Annotated in this window: 15 protein-coding genes; 4 read left to right on the forward strand and 11 right to left on the reverse strand. The window is 37.1% G+C overall.

Annotated elements, in window-relative coordinates:
• Positions 1–436 precede the first annotated feature (436 nt).
• Entirely contained in the window at positions 437–3,055 is a 2,619-nt protein-coding gene (locus DW721_RS09085) for a response regulator (protein WP_118745549.1), read from the forward strand.
• 178 nt (positions 3,056–3,233) lie between these two features.
• Positions 3,234–5,183 carry a sugar-binding domain-containing protein gene (locus tag DW721_RS09090; RefSeq protein ID WP_118745550.1) on the forward strand — a complete coding sequence of 650 codons (1,950 nt, stop codon included), beginning with the start codon at positions 3,234–3,236 and terminating at the stop codon, positions 5,181–5,183.
• 12 nt (positions 5,184–5,195) lie between these two features.
• Here the strand turns inward: DW721_RS09090 and DW721_RS09095 are convergent, their stop codons facing one another.
• The 5 genes from DW721_RS09095 to DW721_RS09115 form a co-directional block, all read right to left on the reverse strand.
• Positions 5,196–5,918: a metallophosphoesterase gene (locus DW721_RS09095; protein ID WP_118745551.1), complete on the reverse strand. Its 723-nt coding sequence runs from the start codon at positions 5,916–5,918 to the stop codon at positions 5,196–5,198.
• A gap of 87 nt (positions 5,919–6,005) precedes the next feature.
• The gene (locus tag DW721_RS09100) at positions 6,006–6,752 is read right to left on the reverse strand and encodes a hypothetical protein (protein ID WP_118745552.1); all 747 of its coding nucleotides are present in this window, start codon (positions 6,750–6,752) and stop codon (positions 6,006–6,008) included.
• 137 nt (positions 6,753–6,889) lie between these two features.
• On the reverse strand, positions 6,890–8,464 hold the full coding sequence (locus DW721_RS09105) for a DEAD/DEAH box helicase (RefSeq protein WP_118745553.1): 1,575 nt from the start codon (positions 8,462–8,464) through the stop codon (positions 6,890–6,892).
• A 421-nt stretch (positions 8,465–8,885) separates the two neighbouring features.
• Positions 8,886–11,795 carry a cellulase family glycosylhydrolase gene (locus tag DW721_RS09110; protein WP_118745554.1) on the reverse strand — a complete coding sequence of 970 codons (2,910 nt, stop codon included), beginning with the start codon at positions 11,793–11,795 and terminating at the stop codon, positions 8,886–8,888.
• Positions 11,796–12,281: 486 nt separating this feature from the next.
• Positions 12,282–14,201, reverse strand: coding sequence for a methyl-accepting chemotaxis protein (locus DW721_RS09115; protein ID WP_118745555.1), 1,920 nt, complete (start codon positions 14,199–14,201; stop codon positions 12,282–12,284).
• A gap of 333 nt (positions 14,202–14,534) precedes the next feature.
• Here DW721_RS09115 and DW721_RS16365 point away from each other — a divergent pair, with 333 nt between their 5' ends.
• A complete protein-coding gene (locus DW721_RS16365) occupies positions 14,535–14,783 on the forward strand; it encodes an ATP-binding protein (protein WP_243035979.1) in 249 nt (82 codons plus the stop codon).
• On the opposite strand, the gene DW721_RS09125 is transcribed toward DW721_RS16365, so the two are convergent.
• The 5 genes from DW721_RS09125 to DW721_RS09145 form a co-directional block, all read right to left on the reverse strand.
• The gene (locus tag DW721_RS09125; RefSeq protein WP_118745557.1) at positions 14,770–15,426 is read right to left on the reverse strand and encodes a retron system putative HNH endonuclease; all 657 of its coding nucleotides are present in this window, start codon (positions 15,424–15,426) and stop codon (positions 14,770–14,772) included. The genes DW721_RS16365 and DW721_RS09125 overlap by 14 nt on opposite strands.
• Positions 15,423–16,691, reverse strand: coding sequence for an AAA family ATPase (locus tag DW721_RS09130; RefSeq protein ID WP_118745558.1), 1,269 nt, complete (start codon positions 16,689–16,691; stop codon positions 15,423–15,425). The genes DW721_RS09125 and DW721_RS09130 overlap by 4 nt, the downstream gene beginning before the upstream one ends.
• Before the next feature lie 77 nt (positions 16,692–16,768).
• The gene (locus DW721_RS09135) at positions 16,769–19,594 is read right to left on the reverse strand and encodes a glycoside hydrolase family 3 protein (protein WP_118745559.1); all 2,826 of its coding nucleotides are present in this window, start codon (positions 19,592–19,594) and stop codon (positions 16,769–16,771) included.
• 620 nt (positions 19,595–20,214) lie between these two features.
• Positions 20,215–21,135 (reverse strand): hypothetical protein, encoded by a 921-nt coding sequence (locus DW721_RS09140; protein ID WP_118745560.1) that lies wholly within the window; start codon positions 21,133–21,135, stop codon positions 20,215–20,217.
• Positions 21,136–21,161: 26 nt separating this feature from the next.
• Complete coding sequence (locus DW721_RS09145) at positions 21,162–21,593, reverse strand: hypothetical protein (protein ID WP_022013221.1); 432 nt, start codon at positions 21,591–21,593, stop codon at positions 21,162–21,164.
• A 422-nt stretch (positions 21,594–22,015) separates the two neighbouring features.
• On the opposite strand from DW721_RS09145, the gene DW721_RS09150 reads away from it, so the two are divergent.
• Entirely contained in the window at positions 22,016–23,206 is a 1,191-nt protein-coding gene (locus DW721_RS09150) for a serine hydrolase (RefSeq protein ID WP_118745561.1), read from the forward strand.
• 200 nt (positions 23,207–23,406) lie between these two features.
• Here DW721_RS09150 and DW721_RS09155 read toward each other — a convergent pair whose 3' ends face one another.
• Positions 23,407–23,646, reverse strand: a complete 240-nt coding sequence (locus DW721_RS09155; RefSeq protein WP_118745562.1) for a polya polymerase — start codon at positions 23,644–23,646, stop codon at positions 23,407–23,409.
• Positions 23,647–24,247 lie beyond the last annotated feature (601 nt).

Here is a 24,247-nt window from a genome sequence, read left to right on the forward strand (position 1 = left end):
AAAAGCAGGCATAAAAAAAATCAAAAACATATATTTCTATGTTGCCTGCCAAGAAAGCACCCAAAGAATAGATTATGCCACTGCGAAAATAATTCAGCACCACAACCACCTTGCCTTATATCCCCATTTTGTGTATATTATTACTAACAATACCTTATGTATCATTGCTATTTAGCCAAAAATCAGTAATACACTACATAGTTAATTGCGAAACTCTAGGTAGGCTATATTTTTTTGTGCAACTTTACATATCATAAGCAAGGTGCTTCTGACACCGTCGGTACTTAAGCTGCGTCTTTTACAGCTTTATGTACCGCTACGAGTGTCGGGCAGCGAGAGCGTGCCTTGTGTTGATATTGTATATGTTACACAAAAATTCACAACCTATAACGAGTTTCGCAATCACCTAAATACACTACATTATGTGAGGAGAACTATGAAAATACTAAAAAAACTTATATGGGTCGCTCTTGCGATAGAGATAATCGTGCTTTTAGTCGTGGTTATCAATTCAAATGTTGACAATATGACCCTGTCAAAAGGCGAGATTTATGATTTTAATACCGGATGGACCATCACCAGACAAGACGGTTCTTCCCAAAAGATTAAGTCACTTCCATACAGTGAAAAGTCAAAAGCCGGCGAGAAAATAATACTCAGCAATACCATTCCAAAAAAATACCGTGGTATGACTATGTCCTTTTTGTCCGCTGATAAACAGTTCCGTGTTACGATAGACGGCAGACAGGTTTATGAATTTGGTGTCAACGACTCAAGGCCTTTCGGCAAGACTCCGGGTAGTGTCACAAATTTTATCGACATTCCCGAAAATCTTACAGAAGGAAAAATTGAGATTGCAATGACCTCGCCGTACGACAACTATGCCTCTAACATTACAGGCATTACCATCTCGAAACGAGATACTTCTATATTAAATCTCCTTAAATCAAACCTTGGCAATTTTGCTATGTGCATCATAATACTTGCCTGCGGCATTACGCTTTTTATGCTCGCTTTTATTCAGGCATTTTCAAGACAGACAAGAGACGGTATAAGTTACCTTGGCTTTATGTGTATTTTCGGTACGATTTACTTCTCAATAGAAACAAAATCACTGAATGTTTTCTATGGAAACCAGACGCTTTACTCAAATCTTGTGTTCCTCGTACTTATGCTCTGGCCTGTCTTTATGCAGATGTACTACATTAACAATCTTGAGGAAAAATTCCAGAAAATTTTCTATATATTACTTTTTCTTACTCTGACAAATGTAGTATGCCAGCTTACATTACAGATTCTTGGAGTATTTGATTTTATGAATATGGCTTTTGTATCACATATTCTTATATTTATATCAGGTATGGCAATACTCTTTTCACTTGTCTGCACGCTACGAAAAGGTAAAGATAAATTATTCGCATTGGAATTTCTCGGAATTTTAGCCTTTATAGGTGGCAGTGCTGCAGACCTTATCCGTACATATACTATCCATATCGGTGATTTTGGCAAATACAGCCGCTTTGGAATGACTATCTTCTCTCTCCTTATGGTATTTGTACATATATTAAAAGTCATCCGAGGTTACAGTGCGAGCATTGCCGAAAATGCCCGTCATATGCAGATGGAAGTTCAGGTAATTGAGGAGAAAAATCAGGAACTTACTATTGCAAATGAGGAAGCCGAAAAAGCTAAGGCTGAGGCAATAGCCGCCGCCAAAGCAAAAAGCGTATTTCTTGCCAATATGTCGCATGAAATACGAACTCCTATCAATGCTATTCTCGGAATGGACACGATGATACTTCGTGAAAGCGATGATAAAGATATTCTCGAATATGCCGGAAATATCCAGTCTGCAAGCCAGACACTTTTATCACTTATAAACGATATTCTTGATTTTTCAAAAATAGAAACAGGCAAACTTGAACTTGTTCAAGGGGACTATGCACTTTCCTCTCTTATAAACGATGTTTATCATATGCTTCTCGGCAAGGCGAAAGAAAAAGGACTTGTATTTAATGTCGATAGTGACAAAAATCTCCCTGCCAAACTGTACGGTGACGAGGTACGCATACGACAAATACTAGTAAACATATTAAACAATGCAATAAAATATACTGAGAAAGGCTCTGTCACATTAAAAGTCGGTATGGCTGAGCAACAAAATGCCGATGCCATAAACAATAATAAAGAAACGAAAACAAATGACTGTACAGAAAACAATAATACTTCTGATATTGAAAATGAAACTATGTCTTATCATGATAATATTATTGATACAGATAATAAAACTATACATGACAATAATAATGTTGCCGGCTCACAGCCTGCAAAAAATATAATAATAACTTTCACTATATCCGATACAGGCATCGGCATTAAGTCGGAAAATATCTCACATCTTTTCGACTCATTTTCACGATTTGATGAGAACAAAAACAAACATATAGAGGGAACGGGACTTGGTCTTGCCATCACAAAACAGCTAACAAAACTTATGAACGGCAAGATAAATGTCACAAGCAAATACGGTGAGGGCTCTGTTTTTGAAGTAAGTATTCCTCAGAAAGTTGTTTCCGATTTAAAGATAGGCGATATTTCAGAAAAATACAATGCAACACCTGATAAAAAGAAGATGAAAGCTTCATTTACCGCACCTGATGCTAAAGTTCTTGTCGTTGACGATGTAAAAATGAATATCAATGTGTTTAAGGCACTCCTTAAACGAACTAAAATATCGGTTGACTCTGCAATGTCAGGTCCTGAGGCACTTGAAATGATTAAGGACAATAAATATGATATTATTTTCTTAGACCACATGATGCCTGATATGGATGGTATCGAAACTTACAAACATATGAAAGAACTTGAAGAAAATCCTAACAAAGATACAACAGTTATCATGCTCACCGCCAATGCCATAATGGGAGCAAAAGAAGAATATCTCGGCATCGGATTTAGTGACTATCTGAGTAAGCCGGTGCAAGCGGCAAAACTCGAAGCTATGATACTCAAATATCTTCCTGAGGAACTTGTCACAAAGCCTGATATTTCATAATGTAACATAAAACAATGATAGTGTAATAAATACTGCATCGACAATATTTTGTCACAAGGCTCGTACATTAAGCAGCCACTACAAAACAGAAAATAACAATTTATTTCTGAGCAAAATAAGTTGATTTTATGTGGTTAAAAACTTAAGATGCACAAATGTGTACAGAAATGGAGATAGCATGAAACAAAACAGCGGATTTGAAAAAAAACTTTATACAACATGGGGACGAAATATTGATAAGAACAATGTTTTAACAGAGTACCCAAGACCTCTTTTAAAGCGTAACGCTGACAGCTATGTAAATTTAAACGGTATATGGAAGTATGCTTTCACGGCTTCTAATAAAAGACCGGTGCGTTTTGACGGTGATATTCTCGTTCCTTTTTCACCTGAAGCACATCTTTCAGGTGTCAACAGACAGCTTAAACCTAACGAATATCTCTGGTACGAACGAATAGTTACATTTGATATAAACAGGTTGTCAGACAATTCACGATTTATAATCCATTTTGGAGCAGTCGACCAGATATGCAGCGTATATGTAAACGGAATAAAAGTCTGTTCCCACTCAGGTGGCTATCTCCCATTTGATACTGATATAACCGATATTTTAAAAAGCACTGCCACAAAAACTTCATTCCGACTGACTGTGCGTGTGAAAGATTTCTCTGACACTTCATATCACGCAAGAGGTAAGCAGTCACTTAACCCAAAGGGAATGTTTTATACTGCACAGAGCGGTATATGGCAGACTGTATGGCTCGAATATGTACCGGAAATATATATCAAAAAGATTATAGCAAAACCAGATTTTGATACAAAGGTACTGCGTATTAAAGTTGTCACAAACTCCGACAATACAGAAAACAATTTTTATTATATATCAGAAGCAGAAAAAAAACATGATAACTGTCAGATTAACAAAAATGATACTAAAATTTCAGGTGGCAAATCAACCATTCACAGAAACAGATTAACAAAAACAAATGAAATCAAAGTCTGTATCAACAATCCTGATATTTATATAGACATACCTGACGATAAAACACAAGCTGACAGTACCCACGATGAATTATATAAAGACAGCCCTTACGCACCATTTACATATTACGGCATAAGTGACACTTTTATTGAAATCCCACTTGACAAACTCGATATTAAAGCATGGACTCCCGACACCCCATACCTTTACACTTTTTCAGTAAATTTGGGAAAAGATTATGTACAAAGCTATTTCGCACTCCGTACTTTTACGATAGAAAAAGATGCCAATGATATTCCCCGCATCTGTCTTAACCACAGACCAATCTTCCAAAAAGGTGTTTTAGATCAGGGTTACTGGCCTGACGGACTTTATACTTCTCCATGTGACAACGCACTTATATATGATATTAAGACCATGAAATCTCTCGGTTTCAATATGCTCAGAAAACATATTAAGATAGAAAATGACCGCTGGTACTACCACTGTGACCGTCTCGGCATGATAGTCTGGCAGGATATGGTTAATAGCGGCAGCAGGTACAAATCATGGTTTGTGACCTATCTCGCCACTTTTATGAGCCTTTTTGATATTTCCTGCAGCGATAAATTTAATCATCTTTTTGCAAGAACTTCAAAAAAAGGCAGAAAAGAATTTATAAAAGAAACTATGCAGACGATTGACACGCTCTCAAATCATCCTTCAATCGCAACATGGGTGATATTCAATGAGGGCTGGGGACAGTTTGAGACAAACAAAATCACAAAACTTGTAAGAAAAGCCGACAATTCAAGGTTTATAGACCAGGCAAGCGGATGGTTTGACCAGGGCGGCGGTGACATAAAAAGCATACACAATTACTTTTTCCCTCTCCGTCTTTTCAAGAAAGAAAACCGTGCTTATGCACTTACCGAGTACGGCGGCTATACGCAGATAATAAAGCAACATAATACCACCAATAAATGTTACGGTTATGGTGACTGTAAAAATTCTAAAGAATTAAAAAGACGCTATAAGAAAAGAGAGAAAGAAATTTCCTCTCTTATCCCACATGGGCTTTGTGCAAGTATATATACCCAGCTTTCCGATGTCGAAAACGAATTAAACGGAATCCTGACTTACGACAGAGTGGTAAACAAATTTTAATCCGTTAAATTTTCACACTATCAATCTCGGTACAAAATCAAGATAATCAGACGAGACAAGACTATATTTTATCCCGTCGTGCTCACCTGTTATACTGTAATCAAACCTGTCTTTTCCGTGAAGATGCGAATAAACTACCTGCCTTACACCAAACTCCCGTGCCAGCTCAGTAAATACACCCTCTTTTTCATGTTTATTTGTCGGAGGATAATGGAGAAACATGATAAAATCGTTATAATCCGCTTCTTTTGCGGCTTCATACGATTTTATCAATCTCTTTCTCTCATTCTTAAACCTTTTTTCTATCTTATCCTCTGCCAGATAACAATACTCATCCGTCGAAAAACCTTTAGAACCAATAAGTGCATATTTCCTTCCACTCAAAACATCTTCATATTCATAGAAATTGTCCTGTAGAAATAAAAGTTTCCCTGCAAAAAGTTCATTCAGGCTGTCCGTCCTGCTTGTCTTGTTCCAAAATCTGTCATGATTTCCACGAAGAAGAATTTTTCTTCCCGGAAGTGCCGCTATAAACTCAAGGTCTTTCATGCTGTCATCTAGTTTCCTGCCCCATGAATGGTCACCTGTGACAACCACTGTATCATTTTCATTTATTATATTACACCAATTTCTCTTTATCTTCTCTGCGTGGTCTTTCCACTCATCACCAAACATCTCCATCGATTTTCCCGACTGGAAACCAAGATGTAAATCCCCTATTGCATACAGTGACATACCCTCTCCTCCTTCGTACTTATTTTCATCACCCGTTAGTATTTGTTATATTTGTGCAATCGACACAACATATAATTAATTTTGCAATCACCTATACTCTTTATCTTTTTTATCTGCATCATCATCTGCTTTGTCCACACTATCATCTGTTTTATCTGTTTCATCTGCACTGTCATGTAACTCATCAGCCTGTTTGATTGCTTCCTTATCCTTGTCATCCTCAATCTGTCTTTTCGTCTCCTGTGCTTTCTTGTCCTCTGCGATAGCACGAAGTATATTTCCTATATCCTCCGGTGAAAACATCCCGATTGCCTTGCCGAGTTCACCTATGTTCTTACGGTTTACTCTGAGTGTTCCACCTTTCGCTAACGGAATTATTATCACCTCTGACGGGTCGCTCATGTCACCGAGAGTTATTGAATTGTCCTGCAGATTACAATTAAAGCATACACCATTATAAATAATATTTACACCGTCGCCAAGTGCAAAATATTCATTTTTGTTATTTTTTAATAATTCCTGCTCCTGTTTTTTCTCCTGTATATTCTCGCTGTTTATCTTCTCGGCGACAAATGTCTGACCCATCTGCATAAGTTTGGATATATCATCAAGCCACATTGACCTGTTTTCCTCACGCTCTTTATCTGCCCTCTCAAGATTATCCTTGCCATCCTGAACAGCAATCTCCTTGTAGACCTCCAAAACATCGTCTATCTTTGCAAGATAATCTTTCCATTCCTTTTCATCCATAGTTTTATCAGGCTCCGCCTGCGATGAAGCCGAAACATATGCCATATCATTTCTTCCACTAAATAAATTCTCTAATCCTACCATACTAATCCCTCTTTTCTTTTTATTACAAAAAATATGCGCCACAATACACTAACCATGTATTGTGACGCATTCCCTTGCTGATAAATATATCGGCATACTATTCTATTTCTTTACCATACTTTAAAAAACGAGCCATCTCATTTTTTATTTGCTGGTTCTACATTTACATTTCTGCCTTTTATCTTTGCGTGCTTCATCGCCTCAATTACATCTGCTGCATACTCTCTCGGCACTTCGACAAATGTATATTTATCATACATATCTATTGCTCCGACAAGGTTTCCCTGCATTCCGGATTCGCCTGCGATTGCACCTAAAATATCACCTATCCTGACACGGTCTTTCTTTCCTATATTTACGAAAAGTCGTACCATTCCTGGCTCTGCCCCAGTATCTCCAAATTCTTCACCTAAATTATTGTCAAGCACTGCATCTCCCATTTCCATAGAAAGGAGTGCTGCTGCCACCTCGATTGCCGAGTAATCACTGTCCTCAAGATGCTCCTCAAGAATATCTATCATCTTTCCGAGATTGTCCTGCTCGATTATTCCGCTTATCTTTTCAAGCACCTTTTCGACCTTTATATCCGTAATGTCATTTACTGACGGTATCGGCTGGCGTTTTATCTTTGTCTTGCAATATCTCTGAATATCCTTAAGTTTGTATATCTCTTTTCCGACAACAAGCGTAAATGCACGGCCTGTTCTTCCTGCACGGCCTGTTCTTCCGATACGGTGCACATAATATTCATCATCCTGCGGCACATCATAGTTAAAGACCGCTTCAACATCGTCAACATCTATTCCTCTTGCCGCCACATCCGTTGCCACGAGTATATCTGTCCTTCCGTTTCTAAAACCATTCATAACCCTGTCACGCTGGCTCTGTTTGAGGTCACCGTGAAGTCCTGCCGCAAAATATCCACGACCTTTTAAGTCCTCAACAAGTTCATCTACTTTTCTCTTTGTATTACAGAATACAAGTGAAAGTTCCGGATCATACATATCAAGAAGTCTTGAAAGTACTTCCGCTTTCTTTCTCGGATTTACTTCATAATAATACTGCTCTATCTTCGGAACAGTAAGCTCTTTCTTTACAACCTTGATTATCTCAGGTTCTTTAAGATATGTTTTTGCTATCTCCATTATAGGCTTTGGCATTGTTGCTGAAAAAAGGAGTGTCTGGTGTTCCTCAGGAAGTGTCTGAAGCACCGTCTCTATGTCCTCCCTGAATCCCATGTTCAACATTTCGTCAGCTTCGTCAAGAACTATCGTTCCGACTGTTGCCATCTTTAATGTATGTCTCCTTATATGGTCGATAACTCGTCCCGGTGTTCCTATTACTACCTGCGTCCCACCTTTCAGCGAACGAATCTGCTTTGTGATGTCCTGACCTCCGTATATCGGAAGTACCTTTATTCCGTGCATAAATTTAGCAAATTTACGCATCTCATTTGCACACTGTATCGCAAGTTCTCTTGTCGGACAAAGTACAACTGCCTGCAGCTTCTTGTTATGAGGATCTACTCTCTGCAAAAGCGGTATTCCAAACGCTGCTGTTTTTCCCGTTCCCGTCTGAGCCTGCCCTATCATATCCTTTCCTTCAATGGCAACCGGTATAGCCTGTGCCTGAATAGGACTTGCCTGCTCAAAACCCATCTCCGTAACTGCCCTTAATATACGCGTATCCAAACATAATTCTTCAAAATTCATCTTTTATTTTCCAATCTCTGTACGACGCACACATATGCAAATCTACCGTACAGTTATAGATTTGCAAAAACGACATTACTGCCCACTCACATACCTGACACTGCCGTCAAGCTATGCAAGTGAGCAGTAAACCCAATTAACACTGTTGGTTAATTATATCACAAATTCGCAATGCAGGAGAGCTTGTTCTCCTGCAACGCATCTGGATTTTGGAGTTAATTATATCACAAATTCAACCGGAAATAATGAATAAACAGTAAATTTTTTACACTGATCTCCATTTTTGAACAGCTTGCTTTAAAGCTATACAGACAACGCTGTTTGCTTTCGTTAAGAAACAAACTTCATTCAACACAAACACCCCCTTATAAAACATATTATAAGAGGGTGTTTGCAAATTTTTATAAATAAATTACTCTTTTTATTTTTTGATTACAGCCTTTTTACTCTGACCTTTTCCTTTGAATATCTTCTTATATGAAGAAAGTTTTGCCGAAGGAACTTTTATCACAAGCTTTGAAGCTGTTTTCTTAAATGTATTTGCTCCTACTTTTGTTATGACTTTAGAGTTTACTTTAACACTCTTTAGTTTTGTGCAGCCGTTAAATACATCTTTTCCTATTTGTTTTACATTTGCACCTATAGTTACTGTTGTAAGTTTCTTCGCATTCTTAAATACTGAATTTGATACCTTTACTACTTTATATGTAGTTTTGCCGACTTTTATTTTTGCAGGTATGCTTACTGTCTTAAGTGATGCTTTCTTTGAGTTTGATGCGTACTCAACACCTGTTATCTTGTTTGATGACTTAATGTATTTGTATGTTACACTTCCCACTTTAACACTCTTTGCCTCAGTTGTGTCTGTGTTATTGTCGTCATTATTATTGTCATCACTCTTTTGAGTATTGTCATCATCTTCATCAAGTTTGCTGTCAGGCTGTTCATCATCTTTGGATACCGCCATACTTGAAAGTCCTGATAATGTAAATGTCACACTTATCTTTTTTACACTTCCTATGTCACTTGCAAAGTCAAGATACTGTGCACCCTCGCTGCTTGTCTTTGACTCTATTCCTGACGAAATCACTGAACCATCCCATACATTTAAAGGATTTCCGGTATCAAATGTTGTACCACTCATTACTGACTTAGCTTCTTTGTTTGTTATCTCAATTTCTTTAGTGTCATTAACAACAAATTTTTTGTATATGATATTACCACTCTGAATCTGTGATTTTGTAAGTTTCTGTGACGCCACATCTGCATCCATTATATAAAGTGATGCTATGTGATTAATGCAGGCATTTCCGTTTGCATCTGCAAGTGCTTTTTTAGCTATATCGTTTAAATCCTTATCTGCATCTATCGTCAATGTGTATTCACCGTCTGCTTTAACAGCTACTCTGTCCGTGGCAACATCCGTGTAGTTGTATGAATTTGCAGCCTCATCAAAGTAGTACAGACGAAGTCCGAGGTTTGTCTCATAAGCACTCTCCGTAACTGAACCTACAGTCACATTTATGCTCTTTTCAAAGCCATCTGCTGTTATTACTGAGATTACTGCAACACCTGTACCTGTTGCTGCTATCTTTCCATTGCGTGATACAGTTGCAATCTTTTCATTTGATGAAGAATATCTTATTGCTGCACCATTTGCACTTCCGTCTGCCGCTTTTGCAATGGCATTTATAAATGCAGACTGTTTTTCCTCAAGTTTATATGAGTCAAAATCCGTAGTAATAGCTGTTGTTGCTTTTGCAAGGTCTGTCTTTTCAACAGTTACTTTTATTGTCTTTTCAACTTTTGTCGTTGTACTGCTGTCATATGCATCTGCCTGTGAATATGCATGGATTGTTGTTGTTCCGACACCAGTAGCCGTAATCTTTCCATTGTAAACTGAAGCTACACTAGAATCATCAGATTTCCAGAGAACTACATCATTGTTTCCGGCAGGTTCTGTTGTTGCTGTTATCTGCTTTTTCTCTCCAACTTTAAGCGTCACATCATCTGCATCTGTTTTGACAGATGTTATTTTTGTAATCGCAAGTTCTCCGTCAGAAGCATCAAATCTGTACTGAGGAGCCTCTGTATCTACAAAGTATCCTCTCATAATAGCGGATACCGTCTTTACGGAATATGGCTTATTAAAGTATCTGTTTAAAATTCTGAACGACTCTCCTGAGCCTGCTCCGTTGTTGTCCCATGCAACAACAACCATTCCGTACTTCTTTGCAAGGTAGTTTACACCCTCAAATTTGCACGCTCTTGCATCCGGAATAATCTTTGTCTGGAAACCATACTCATCTACAAGCACCGGCACACCTTTGTCTACAAATTTACTCTTAAGCTGTTTAAACTGATTTGCATACGATGCATCTGTTGCTTCATTTACCGAATTTTTGTTATATGCATCATAATCATGAACAGTTACCATAATTTTTCCTGCCGCACTGTCCTTTGGAATTTCAAAGCTTGTTGAATAATTTCCTAATGCATATTTGATATTTGTATTTAATGAACACACCGTAAGCCATCTTTTGGCATTGTTAGATCCTGTTGCTCTCACAGTGTCAACAAATATCTGGTTGAGTTCATTTATCTTTTTGTTCTGTTTAGATATTGACTCCGCATCTGCCGTCCAGCCCTGACCATGAATATATACCTCGTTCATTGATTCAAGTATAAGATGCTCATCATAATTTTTAAATCTTTCTGCAATCGTCTTCCACACTCCTGCAAACTTTGTCTTAACTCCACTCCATACTGTCTCATCATCAGATGTAATGTCAAGCCAGCCATGACTATATTTTTCATCACCATAAGTACCCTCATAATCTGAATTATTGTCTGTACCGTCATGATGAATATTTAATACAACATACATATTTTCTACTGTAGCATAATCAACTACATCCTGAACCCTGTTCATCCACTCTTCATTGATTGAATAGTCTGCATTTATCATATTTCCCCATGTGACCGGAATACGGATTGTATTAAAGCCTGCATCATGTACATATTTTACAAATGCCTTTGTAGTTTTTGCATTCTGCCATACAGTTTCCCCAACTGCATAATTTTGGTGTCCTTCTAATGTATTTCCAAGATTCCATCCTGTTCCCATTTCTGATATTATCTCACCTGCTGAAAGGTCTGTATATGGGGATGGATTGTCAGGCGTCTCAACCTCGTTTGTTGATGAAGCCATAACTGCTCCGCCTTCATTTGTCTTTGTTGCAGCAGATGCAAAGCTTGTACCTGATACACCGGTAACTGCCATTGCCGCCGAAAGGGCAAATGTCATTATCTTTTTTAATGATTTCCTCATAAATGCCTCCTATTTTGTTGTTTTTTCTACCTTCGATACGACCTGTCACCCGACCTGCGTGTGATGTCAGTCCATGTATCATCCTAATTTATATTAACATTTTTTATTTAACAATTCATTTTGATAATCAGTTGTGTTTTACATTAAAAAACTAACAAATCTGCCGTTTTGCGGCAAACAGGATACTTTTTGCTGACTATACTAAAAGTCATCTTTATTTACCGTTCACATACGCAATGAAGCTGCCACATAATAATGTAACAGCTCCATCACTATTGCTGCTTACAATATGGCTGTAATCAGCAATTTAATATTTAAGACTGTTTTGAATTCCCTGACTATATTAAAGTAAATTTTCAAGCCATAACAATGTCATAAATAGTATATTTTTATGTCTTTTTACAGCTTAATCTTTTATTATGATATATATGCTTTTGTAAACCGCCAGGTATCTCAAAACTTTTACTGATATCGTTAAACTAATTTTTAGTAATCAACCTTAAATCTTCCCGTCATATCCTTAAGTGCCGCCGCCTGCTCTGAAAGAACCTCCGTTGAGGCTGCCGTCTGCTGTGCCGTAGCCGTATTTGACTGGACAACCTGTGATATGTTTTCTATCTCATTTCTTATATCGTTGGCATTTTTTGCCTGTATCTCATTTGCCTTAGACATTTCATCAAATGCATTTGCAATATTGTTTGAATCTGACACAATCTTTGCAAGTGAATCTGAGGTTATATCTGCATACTCTTTTGCACTTTCTATTCCTTTTATGCATTTTTCTATAAGCTCTGCCGTCTTTTTAGAAGCATCACTGCTCTTTGTGGCAAGTGTGCCAATCTCCTGTGCCACAACAGCAAAACCCCTGCCACTCTCTCCTGCTCTTGCTGCTTCTACAGAAGCATTTAATGCAAGGATATTGGTCTGGAAAGCAATACCGTCTATCGTATTTACTATCTTTTTGATATCCTCGGACATTTCCTCAACTGTTCTTACGACATTGGAAAGTTCCTGCATTTTCTGATTTCCGTCTTTTATCTCGCTGTCAAGATTGCCAAGACTTTCATTAACAAAAATAGTCTTATCGGAATTTGCATTTATATTCTGTGCTACATTTTCCACATCCGTAACAAGTTTCTGTAATGAAGATGCCTGTGCCATAGTACCCTCCGACAGCATTGAAGCCGCCTCTGCAAGCTGCTTTGAACCACCGTCAACATTGACAGATGAATTTTGTATATTTAATATCATATTGCTTAAAATAGCCTTGATTGAATTTATCGAAGCTGCAAGCTCATTAAACTTACCCGGATATTCTCTCATATCCTCGGATGTAAGGTCATATGCTGCCATCTTTGAAAGAACATCCCCCGACTGTGTAAGCATATCCGAAAGCATCCTGTTAAGCGATACCGCCGAATTTTGAAGTATGCCAAGCTCATCTTTATTTTTGGTATCGTTAAGCTGCACTGATAAATCTCCCTGTGCCAATGCTGACAATAGATTTTTCACCCTTACTATTGGTCTGCTTATCACTCTTGCTATTATAAGTGCTACTATTATGGCTGCTATAAGTGCTATAATATCACTTATAACAAGTTTTTTGACAAATCTGAGTATATCCGAATTATATGCTGATTCCGGTGATGCTATAACAACACGCCAATTTGCCGTTTTATCTATCTTTGAATAGCCGCATATATATTTATCACCGCCATAAGCACAGGTCATGCTGCCATTCTGTGAAGATATACAGTTTTTAATATCTTTAGGAATCATCTCCTTATACTTATCGTTCATTATATATTTTTCATTTTTATGTGCAATGACATTGTTATTTTCATCAAGTATATAAGCATAACTTCCCTGACCTACAGAAATGTGTTTTACAATATCATTCATAAAATCAACATCAGCTCTATAATAAACCACACCTATAATCCTGCCAGATGATATAAGTGGTGCTGCTATGCTTATCCCATATGTATTTGTATATTTACTTAATGTCACATCTGAAATATTGGTTTTTCCGTTAAGTGCTGCTTTTACATAATCTCTATCACTAAAGTCTGTGCCATCCTTGATACTCACACCTTTTTTATCCAGCAGATTTCCGCTCGTAAAACCATATTGTTTTGCAAGCTGTTCAACCTTTTTCATTCTTACTTCATTAGGAATATTTCCAATCAATGTCATATCAGAACCTGAAGCTTTTGCAATATTTTTGTAATTTTGCAAAAGTGCCTCTATATCCCTTGCTGTTGTCTTTGCCGATGACCTTGAATTTTTCTCCACAAGAGAAATAGTTGAACTATAACTATATAAACATGCCTCTGTACCGATAATATAAACCAGTATAATAATTGTCAAACTGAATACAATACTTATTTTAGTGCTTAATTTCATGTATTTTCCCCCTTTATTATTTAATGTACTCTAGATATCTGCCGATAGGAATACACCTATCTTTTTTATTATACTATATATTTTTAAATATTTCCATTTAAAATCATATTTTAATTTTTTATGATGTAACAGTTCAGCCCAAAAAAGATAAGTCAATAATACATGAGCTTGCTCAATGTATTATTGACTTATCTTTTTTGGGGTTGAACTGTTACTTTTTAAGTTCATTTTAACTTTGCATTGTATTATACGGATATAACCAAACAACATATTAACCTGCTGCTCAGACTTACAGTGTGAACAACAGATAATAATTACTTTAATTTAATGCACATGAAATATAAAAAAACAAAATCAGAGACAGTAAATACAAGTGATAACATGACTCCACCAAGTGGGATGCCGCAGGGCACTCCTCCTGCAAAGCCTGATGGAGACACAAACGGAGGTCCCGGTGGTTCTGCCCCGGGTGGCTCAGGAATCGGTCTTTCTGTCGCAAAAAGCATTGTCACACTGCATGGCGGAACGATTCATGCTAAAAGCGATGATGGAAAAAAAATACAGATTATTATTTTATTGTAACACTATTTAATTTTTTATCTATATACCAGATTGCAACACCTGCATATTCTTTTTTATAACCGTTTTCATCGGCATTTATGTATTTATTTTTTACTTTTTCCAATACATTTCTGCCCCATATTCCTCTTTTTTGCATTTTGCATAATTCTTCTCTAACCTGCTTAAGCATACTCTTTCTATTCAGCTTAAGCAGGTGTTTTTCTGAATTCAGATTTAATATAACATCAATGTCATTCTCAATAATATTATTATCTGAATAAATCTTACCCTCAGAATTATATTTTATAGAACACAATGTACTATTGTCTAACGGATTTACCGTTATCTTATCCCCGGATTTATGCGAATCACACGTATCATCTTTTTTTCCATTCGTTCCATCTATATGCCCCTCACATGACCCCAGCATATTCCTATAGTCTAATCTTTCTATATCACTCAGCTCATTTTCAGGAAACCAATGCTCTATTTTCATATGATTTATATCAATTCTTCTCATACAATAAGCACAGAGATACCCCTGCTCTTTTAAAAGCATTTCACGCACATCATCTTTTTCTTTATAGCCATCATAATAAGCAAACTTTTGTTTTTTATATTTAGTTAATGAGTCAGGTTCTTTCCCTTTCTTTATATATATCATTGATTCTCCCAATCTGTACTTTCAAATTCAAATCTTGTACGCAGTTCTACTAACAACGGATGAGCCGGAGCTGTTTCTATTTCAAGCTGTCTCAAAATCACCGCAGCTTCCTCATACTTTTCATCATCCATTTTTTTATTAAATAATTCAACTTTTTGTCTTACTTTTTCCGGAATTTCCTGTGTATTTTGATAATACTGCATAGAAGTATTAACATCCATACCATAATGTGACTCTGAATACCTGACTTCGTCCTCATCCACATCTATAAGCCATATATTTTTATATGATGCAAATAATATTGGTGCATGGGTTGCCGCAATAAATTGAACATTTGGGAATGTATTAAGCAGTGCACCCACAACATTCCATTGCCATCTTGGATGCAGGTGCATATCGATTTCATCAATCAGGACAACACCCGCTGTCTGTGCAATCCTGTCAAGTTTCGACGGATTTAATACTGCCATTCTATACGCAATATCAAACACCGTCCAAATTAAAGACTGATAACCTGCACTCAGATGCTCTATCGGCTGTATCACATCATCCGACTTATACATCATCTGTTCTTCCTGCTTATCATAAAATACAATATGTCCCTCTTTTTCCTCCATAAAATCCATAAATTTAGCTACCGCTGTTTTAACAGCTTCATACTCTGCTATTTTTTTCTCTTTTTGCCATGATATTTGCTCCATCTTGACACACCAGCTCATCAACAATTTTTCATTAGATGCCTCAATAAGTGCATCTGTATATCCCACTGTTCTGAAATAGTGTTTTCTAAACGGATTTTCCCATTTCTGCCTCATCTGATTCCATACTCTGCCAGCTCCTATGTACGCAAGAATCGGAAGTTCTACATTATCATCTTCAGCCATTTTCTCCGCTCTCCTGCATATATCTCTGGGCTGTGTTGTACTTCTTGATGCTTTAATACTGCTTTTACCTCTAGTCCACTGATATTCCTCGCCATATAATTGTGCAGCTATCGTAACTTCCGTAGGAACATGATATTTTTTACTGTAAGAACCGTCACCTATCTTTAAATATTCAGTTCTTACCTCATCAATATTAAAATGCCTTGTAGAAACACCTGTTATTCCACTTATAAATCCTCCAAGTCCGACAGCTATCGCCTCTAAAACAGATGTTTTCCCTTTTCCATTTTTACCCTTAATCAAATTAAACCCGGGTTTGAAATTTATATCCAATTCTTCAATATTGCGAAAATTTTTTATTTTAACATTAGATAAGTTCATACATCTTCTCCTTAAATCACCGTCAATACAAAAATAATATCATATGTTATCATGTCAGGCAAATATCAAACACCACTCTAATCATTCTTCTTTATAACAATCTTATTCATCGTTATGCCATGCGGTCTGTAAGCCACTCTGACATAATGTTCTCCTTCTCCAAGTTTTCCAATGGAAATTTCATTCTCATCTTCTTTTCCATTTGTTCCCTGGAATGTGATAGTTCCACGATAATCATTGTCTATAAATACGGATATAGGTATCTGCGTGTACTCGTTATGCTGTGAAGTTATATTTATAACTGCACTGTACTCCCCTGCTTGTGCATCAACTGCATTGAAATACATTCCGTCATCTTCAAGAATTTCTAATGCAAGTTCATCTGATACTGCAAATGAACCGTCTTTTGCAACAACTGCCTTAAGTTCTCCTTCAGGTTTGTAGCTTGTATCCCACTCAGGAGCATATTCCTCTATATCAACTTTTCCAAGTTTTATCTGCATTGCAAGGCTGTTGAGTGCAAATTTAAGCACATTCTTTGCATTTCTCTGAAGCTGTCCTCTTGTTATCTTTCCTATCGTGTACTGTGCTTTTATATTGTCGATGGCATTTTCATTTTCCGTATCAGGGCATACCATAAATATATCATTCTGAGCCTGAACCATTGCCGCTCTGTTCTTTCTATCCTGCTTTTCTCCTTCCCAGTTTGCAACCGCCCACCAGTCAGTCATAACAATACCGTCAAATCCCCATTCTTTTCTGAGAACCGTTGTGCAAAGGTCATAATTCCCTGATGTCCAGAGTCCGTTAAATGGTCCGTATGTAGTCATTACCGAGCTGCATCCAGTCTCTTTTATCGCTATCTCGAAACATTTTAAATAAATTTCCCTAAGTGCTCTCTCTGAAATCACACCCATTGCATCAGCACGGCGAAATTCCTGATTATTTGCACAGAAATGTTTTATCGTTCCCTCCACACCCGCTCTGTGAAGTCCTTTAAGCTCTGCCGCACATATCTTTCCGGTAAGAATCGTGTCCTCCGAAATATACTCATAATTTCTTCCATTTAAAGGGTGTCTGTGTATGTTCATGCCCGGTCCTAAAATAGTATCAATGCGGTTATATTTCATCTCGGCACCGAAATATTCAAAAAGTTCCCCGATAAGTTCATCATTGAAAGTTGCTCCGAGCAATGTTCCTATAGGAAGTAAAAATGCCTTAGTTCCGCAGTCCATTCTTATTCCCGACGGTCCGTCAGCACAACAGAGTGCAGGTATTCCAAATCTTTCAAGCGACGGTGTAAGACCACCAAATGCGGCAGCAGTTCCAGGGGTTACTTTCATACTGCACATTCCCTCACCTCTCATAAGGCACATGAGGTCTTCATCCGAAAGCTGTCCGATAAATGTATCAATATCTATCTTTCCATTTGCAACATCCTTAAGCGAATACCCCTCATCACCTGTAAATAATATCTCCTCAGGCATCTCACTCTCAATCCTATCCGAAAGGCTTATGGTTCTTAAAGGAACTTTCTCAAATCCCATACTGTATTCACATGAATTTTTCTGATTTTTTTCTGCAGACTGTATTTCAATATTATCATTACTATTTTCTACTGTCTGTTCTTCAATGTTTTCTGAAACCGGATGCATCCTTTCAAATTCCTCAATCGGTGCAAGTGCTTCCTCAAGCTGTTCCATTACCTGAAATTCCTGTGAAAAACTTCCGATACATTGAGCCTTAGCAACACTGTTTCCCACATAAACTTTATATTCACCAGCTTCAAGCACAAACGCAGACTTATGTCCTGTAATACCTGCGTCATCATACGATGCAAAATATGATTTAGGGCATGAGATACTTATATTTTCACTTTCATTTGTAGCTAACTCTTTGGTCTTTGCATATCCGGCAAATGTACGCACCGGTTTTCCAAGTTTTCCCTGAGGGGCTTCGATATAAATCTGTACAACCTCTTTTCCTTCACAATCACCGGTATTTTTCACGGCTGTATCCACAACAACGCTGTTTTCATCAACATTTTTTACACTGCCGCTTATCTCAAAATCCGTATATGACATACCGAAACCAAACGGATACATCACTTTATCGGCGGCAGCAGTCTGAAAATATTTATAACCTACATAAATATCTTCCACATAATAATTCTTGTCAGCATCTCCAAAATATGATGCTGACGGATAATCTTCTATATTATAAGCAATGGTATCAGTCAGCTTTCCGCTCGGACTAACCGTTCCGTCAAGAACATCGAGGACACCGTTGCCGCCCTCCTGACCGCCCTGCCAGACATACATAACAGCAGACGGCTTATACTCATCCACCCATTTCATGTCGATTATATTTCCGACATTTAACAAAACAACACTCTTTTCAAAAGTTTCAGTAACATTCTTAATAAGCTCACGCTCAGTCTGTGTCAGATAATAACTGCCCTCATCGGCTCTGTTGTCCTGATCCTCACCTGCTGTTCTTCCTATGATAACGATTGCCACATCATTTCTCTTTTCAGCTTCACAGATAAACTCCTCTGACAAAGGCATCTCTTTCTGCGACCACGGAACACTTCCCCAGCCGTTACCCTCATCAAAAGGATTTTCCTTTATCCACTTTTCATACTCCTCACAAATGCACTCGTCCACACTAATATCCTCGCTTTTTCTCAAAGCATCAAGAATACTGACAACATACTTTGTATTAACAAGACCACCTGAGCCAAGACCGCCCTTATAATAATAAAAAGCTCCAATACCAAAAACCGCAGTCTTTGTCCCTTTAACAAGCGGCAGCACACCGCCCTCATTTTTAAGAAGTACACATCCCTCAGCTACAGCCTGTCTGGCAGCTTTCGCATAATTTTTCTCATTTAACTCAAACATAAAAACCTCATTTCTGCACACATTTTTTGTATAATGTGAACTAATCTATATTTCATATATAAGATTTGTGTCAAGTGTACGCAGACACAAATCCTGAGTGTGAAAAATTTTATTTTTCACGCTATCCTCAGTAAATATATATACTTTTTCCTCAAATTTTTTTATTTCCGAATATTATAGTTACTGTTCAAACCTACAATTCTACCATCACATCTCAGAAATTTCCACACAAATCATAATGTATTCTAATATATCTCATCCCAAAATAAAACCATAAACTTATTATTTTTTGTATATTTATATCTCAACTTTTTCTAAAAACTAATTTTTTTGTCAAACGGCTATTTGTAGCAGGCTATGCTGCCTGCTTATAAAGGTAATTTTCGTTTACTATTTTTATGTAATACCAAAATTTAATAATATCAAACTTTATATATAAATCCTTGCGATACACAGCCGTGAATAAGGGGTATTATTCCGACCGAATGGTGTTAGAACATCATCGGTACTTGGCGAGCGTTTTGAAGCTCGCTTATGTACCGCGGCGAATGTTCTCCGAGCGAAAGCGTCCATGAGCGTGGAATAATACCTTTATTCACGGCGTCCGCTCTTTATATTCATTAGAAAACACCATCATCCAGAAAAACCACACTGTCCCCCAATTTATCATCAAGTATCTCCCACCCCTTTACATCATTCACGGCAAGTGCCCCGGATATTGCAATCACCGGAAATCTGTCGCACAGCTTTTTATAATAGTCTGTCATCTCCAAAGCTGAGCGAAGAACAGACACCGCCTTTGTATCAGGTGTCTTAGGCAGAATATTATCCATAATATCCTCACTGTTTCTCTCATACATTGACACCATAGGATAAAAAGCTCTGTCAACACCTCTCTCATAGTCAGGCACTTTTCTGTCACACAGACTTTCCATACTGAAAGCAGGACTGTCACAGCAAGTCCTATACTCCACTCCCTCACACTGACAGCCTACCTCTTTTTCTATATAATTCTGCCATGTCTCCTCCTCGTTCCCCTGAGTATTTAACTTATCTTTTCTCTTAGAACTCTCCCCCGGAAAATAATACATATCCGCTTCTTTCCTATATAATCTCCCTGCCCCAGCATCAAGCATAAATACAACATCCTCTCCCATCTTAAATCCACAGCTTTTTACTGCCGATGACATCATCTTCATAACATCAAAAATATCATAGAGATAACCCCTTATGTCCCTTGTCAAAATATCATCATTTTCCTCGATTGATGACATAGTCCCATATCTTATTTTCTTTTTTATTGATGTTACAATCTTTTGTCCCATATCTAACGCATTTTCATAAGATTTTGCCCCAACAGGCAGAAAAACCACCTTTGCAAAATCAAGACTGCTGCCAAATATTTTTCCTTTCCTAAAAACATCGACGACAGGAATATTAAATTCCTTTCCCGAAAAAACTGCATAATATTCAAAAGGAACATTCTTCCTGCTCTCATCTGCTTTTCTTAACTTAAAAGAATTAGTTATAAACTTCCCCATAAAAATCCCCTTTCATTCTTAAAATGTCACCAAATCTTATAATTCGGCAGTTGACTTCCCAAAAGTATATATTCCATGTAATCATGCAATACTATCACCGGACATGACAATAAAATCCATAAATTTGTATATAGCAGACATATCTGCCCTTTAAGATTGTATTGCTGCCCGGAATAGTCCCACACATTAAGATGCATCTGCCTGTTGACTATCATACCGACTACAAATTCAACACCGGTTATCATAAGACCACATATAATCATCTGCCCTATAAGCGATGCCCCATCACCTAACAAATTTTCAACAGCTCCTACGAGCATAAAGCATAATCCGCCTGCCAGCAGCATTGAAATATGGGAATATCCCCGGTATAAAATTTCAATTCCACAATAAAGAAAACCACCCGTCAAAAACATTATCAGATAAACCTGAAAATGATTCATACCTGTCCCCATCATATGAACCTCCTTTGTAATATCATGTACTCTCAGAATCTTTGATTAAATTGTACAAACATAACCTATAAGTAGTTACATAATTACTTCACCATTAACACTTTATAAGTAGTATGTATTTTTTTATCTAACTTATACTACTATTCAAATGTCAAAAATACAGTATTTTTTTCCATCATGCTGTGATAAACTATAAAATATAAAAATTTTAAATTTTTTAACAAAACATTCTAGTGTGCTGACCTATTCATATTTAACTAAATAGCAACATGCCAGTACACTAGTCAAATACCTTGCGGATGCAATCGTACAGAATAAATTTATTTGTTCCATACTCACTCTGCTTTCGCATGAATAAAATATACTCTCTAAATCTTTTGATCAAAGAATTTCGAGAGTACATTAAATAAGAATCGAGGGAAACAATGAATACAGAAATTTTAAAAAGACTTGATGATGCAATCTCATCAACACTTATAGGAAACTCAAAAGACCCTGATTGCAATGTCGGAGCAGCCATTTGTATTATAAAAGACGGCAAGGAAGTCTACAGAAATGAATATGGCGAAGCAGACAAAGAAAATCATATTCCGATGGAAAGAAATTCAATTTTCAGATGTTATTCTATGACAAAACCGGTCACGGCAGTTGCCGTTATGACACTTGTTGAAAAAGGAGTTATCGCTCTCTCAGACCCGGTAAGCAACTTTATCCCTAGTTTTAAAAACCAGACTGTTCTCACTGAAAAAGGCTATGTTCCTGCAAAAAGAGAAGTTGTCATTCAGGATCTTCTCAATATGACAGCAGGTCTTACTTACCCTGATGCTTCATTCCCTGCCGGAAAAGAAATGCAAAATATGATAGATAAGTATTATGCCGATGTCGAAGCCGGAAATCCTATATCTACATATGACCTTGCTGTACTTATCGGTGAGCAGCCACTTGAATTTCAGCCGGGCGAGGGCTGGAGATACAGTTTTTGTGCCGATGTTCTAGGTGCGGTGATTGAAGTCGTAACCGGCAAGACATATGGCGAATACCTTAAGGAAACAATATTTGAGCCACTAGGAATGACTGAAACTGACTTTTATGTTCCTATAGAAAAACAAAACCGTTTTATGCAAAACTACCAGTATATGCCTGAAACACAGACAATGGAGCCTTGCACCTGGCAGCACTTGGGACTTACATATATGCACAAAAAGAAACCGCTTTTTGAGTCGGGCGGAGCAGGACTTGTCTCTACGATAGATGATTATTCAAAATTTGTAAATATGATGCTTGGTAAAGGAACGCTTGGAAATGTACGCATACTCGGCAGAAAAACAGTTGAGATAATGACAAGAAACAATCTCACACCAAAACAGCTTGAAATGTATGACTGGGATACTATCAAAGGCTACGGCTACGGAAATCTCATGCGTGTAATGATGGATGTTCCTGCAAGCCAGAGTTTTGGCTCAGAGGGTGAATTTGGATGGGACGGCTGGCTTGGAAGTTATGTCGCAATGGACCCAAAAGAAAATCTTGCCATCATTTATGTAATACAAAAATGCGGCGGCAATGGCTATAGGGATATTCAGGTAATAAGAGATATTGTTTACTCGGCACTTTAACACTATTAAGTATTCCTGACTATAATTTATTGAAATATATTAACTCTTTATTTTCAACACTTATCTTAGTAATTACAGAGAGTATGAATTAAATATTCATACTCTCTGTTTTTTACTTTAATTCCTTATGCTTATACATATAAAATATGATGCAAGGGGCAAAATACCTTTTGACCCCAACATCAAAATATATAAATGTATCAGATTTTTCCTTTCATCATATAATCAAGGAGTCTGTTTGCATCTTCGGGTTCTGATGCTACTATCTCAAGTTCTTTTACATATGTCGTGTTCATAAGCTGAGCCATTGCCACAAACTGCGTAAGTTTACTTTTAAGATTGATTCTGTCTCCCTCTGATGATGTAAGTTCTACACGCCCTTCGCATTTGTCAACCACCTTAAAAAAGTCGTTGATGTCCGGAATATTTGTAATCTTCATCCTTTGCCTCTTTTCTGCACCGTCTTTTCCTAAACAAATCTGCCAGACGATACAAGATTCAGATTTGCCTTTTTCCAATTTTTTACTTATATTTATTTTATAATATTATATTTATAATATCAAGTAGCAAATTTTCTGTCTTTATATTAAATATAAGAATTTTCCGCCTGCAACACCGCAGACACAAACAATAACAAATACATTTAATCCCTACTCAGCTAAATTTCAATTCAATTTGGAATGGTACGCAGCACAAAAGTATAGTATATTATATATTATGATGCAGATTACAAATTTAACTAAACATTGTATTATTTTAGATAAATGCGAAACTAATTATATATTGTGCTAATTGTACAACCTAATCACAAATTATGATAGTTTCGCAATTACCTATAATATTATTTCTGTAACAGTTCAGCCATAAAAAGATAATTGGCAATACAATGAGCTTGTTCATTGTATTGTTAAGTAGCTTTTTATGGTAGAATAGCCTTTCATTTCTGAAATGAGTAAACAAAAGCTGCAAAGCAGCGACTGACAGCTCGCTGGCAGGTTTATGAATGTAAGAAATGCAAGGCTGAACTGTTACTTATTTCTA

Source organism: Clostridium sp. AM27-31LB (assembly GCF_003480745.1).
GTDB classification, from domain to species: Bacteria; Bacillota; Clostridia; order Lachnospirales; family Lachnospiraceae; genus Butyribacter; species Butyribacter intestini.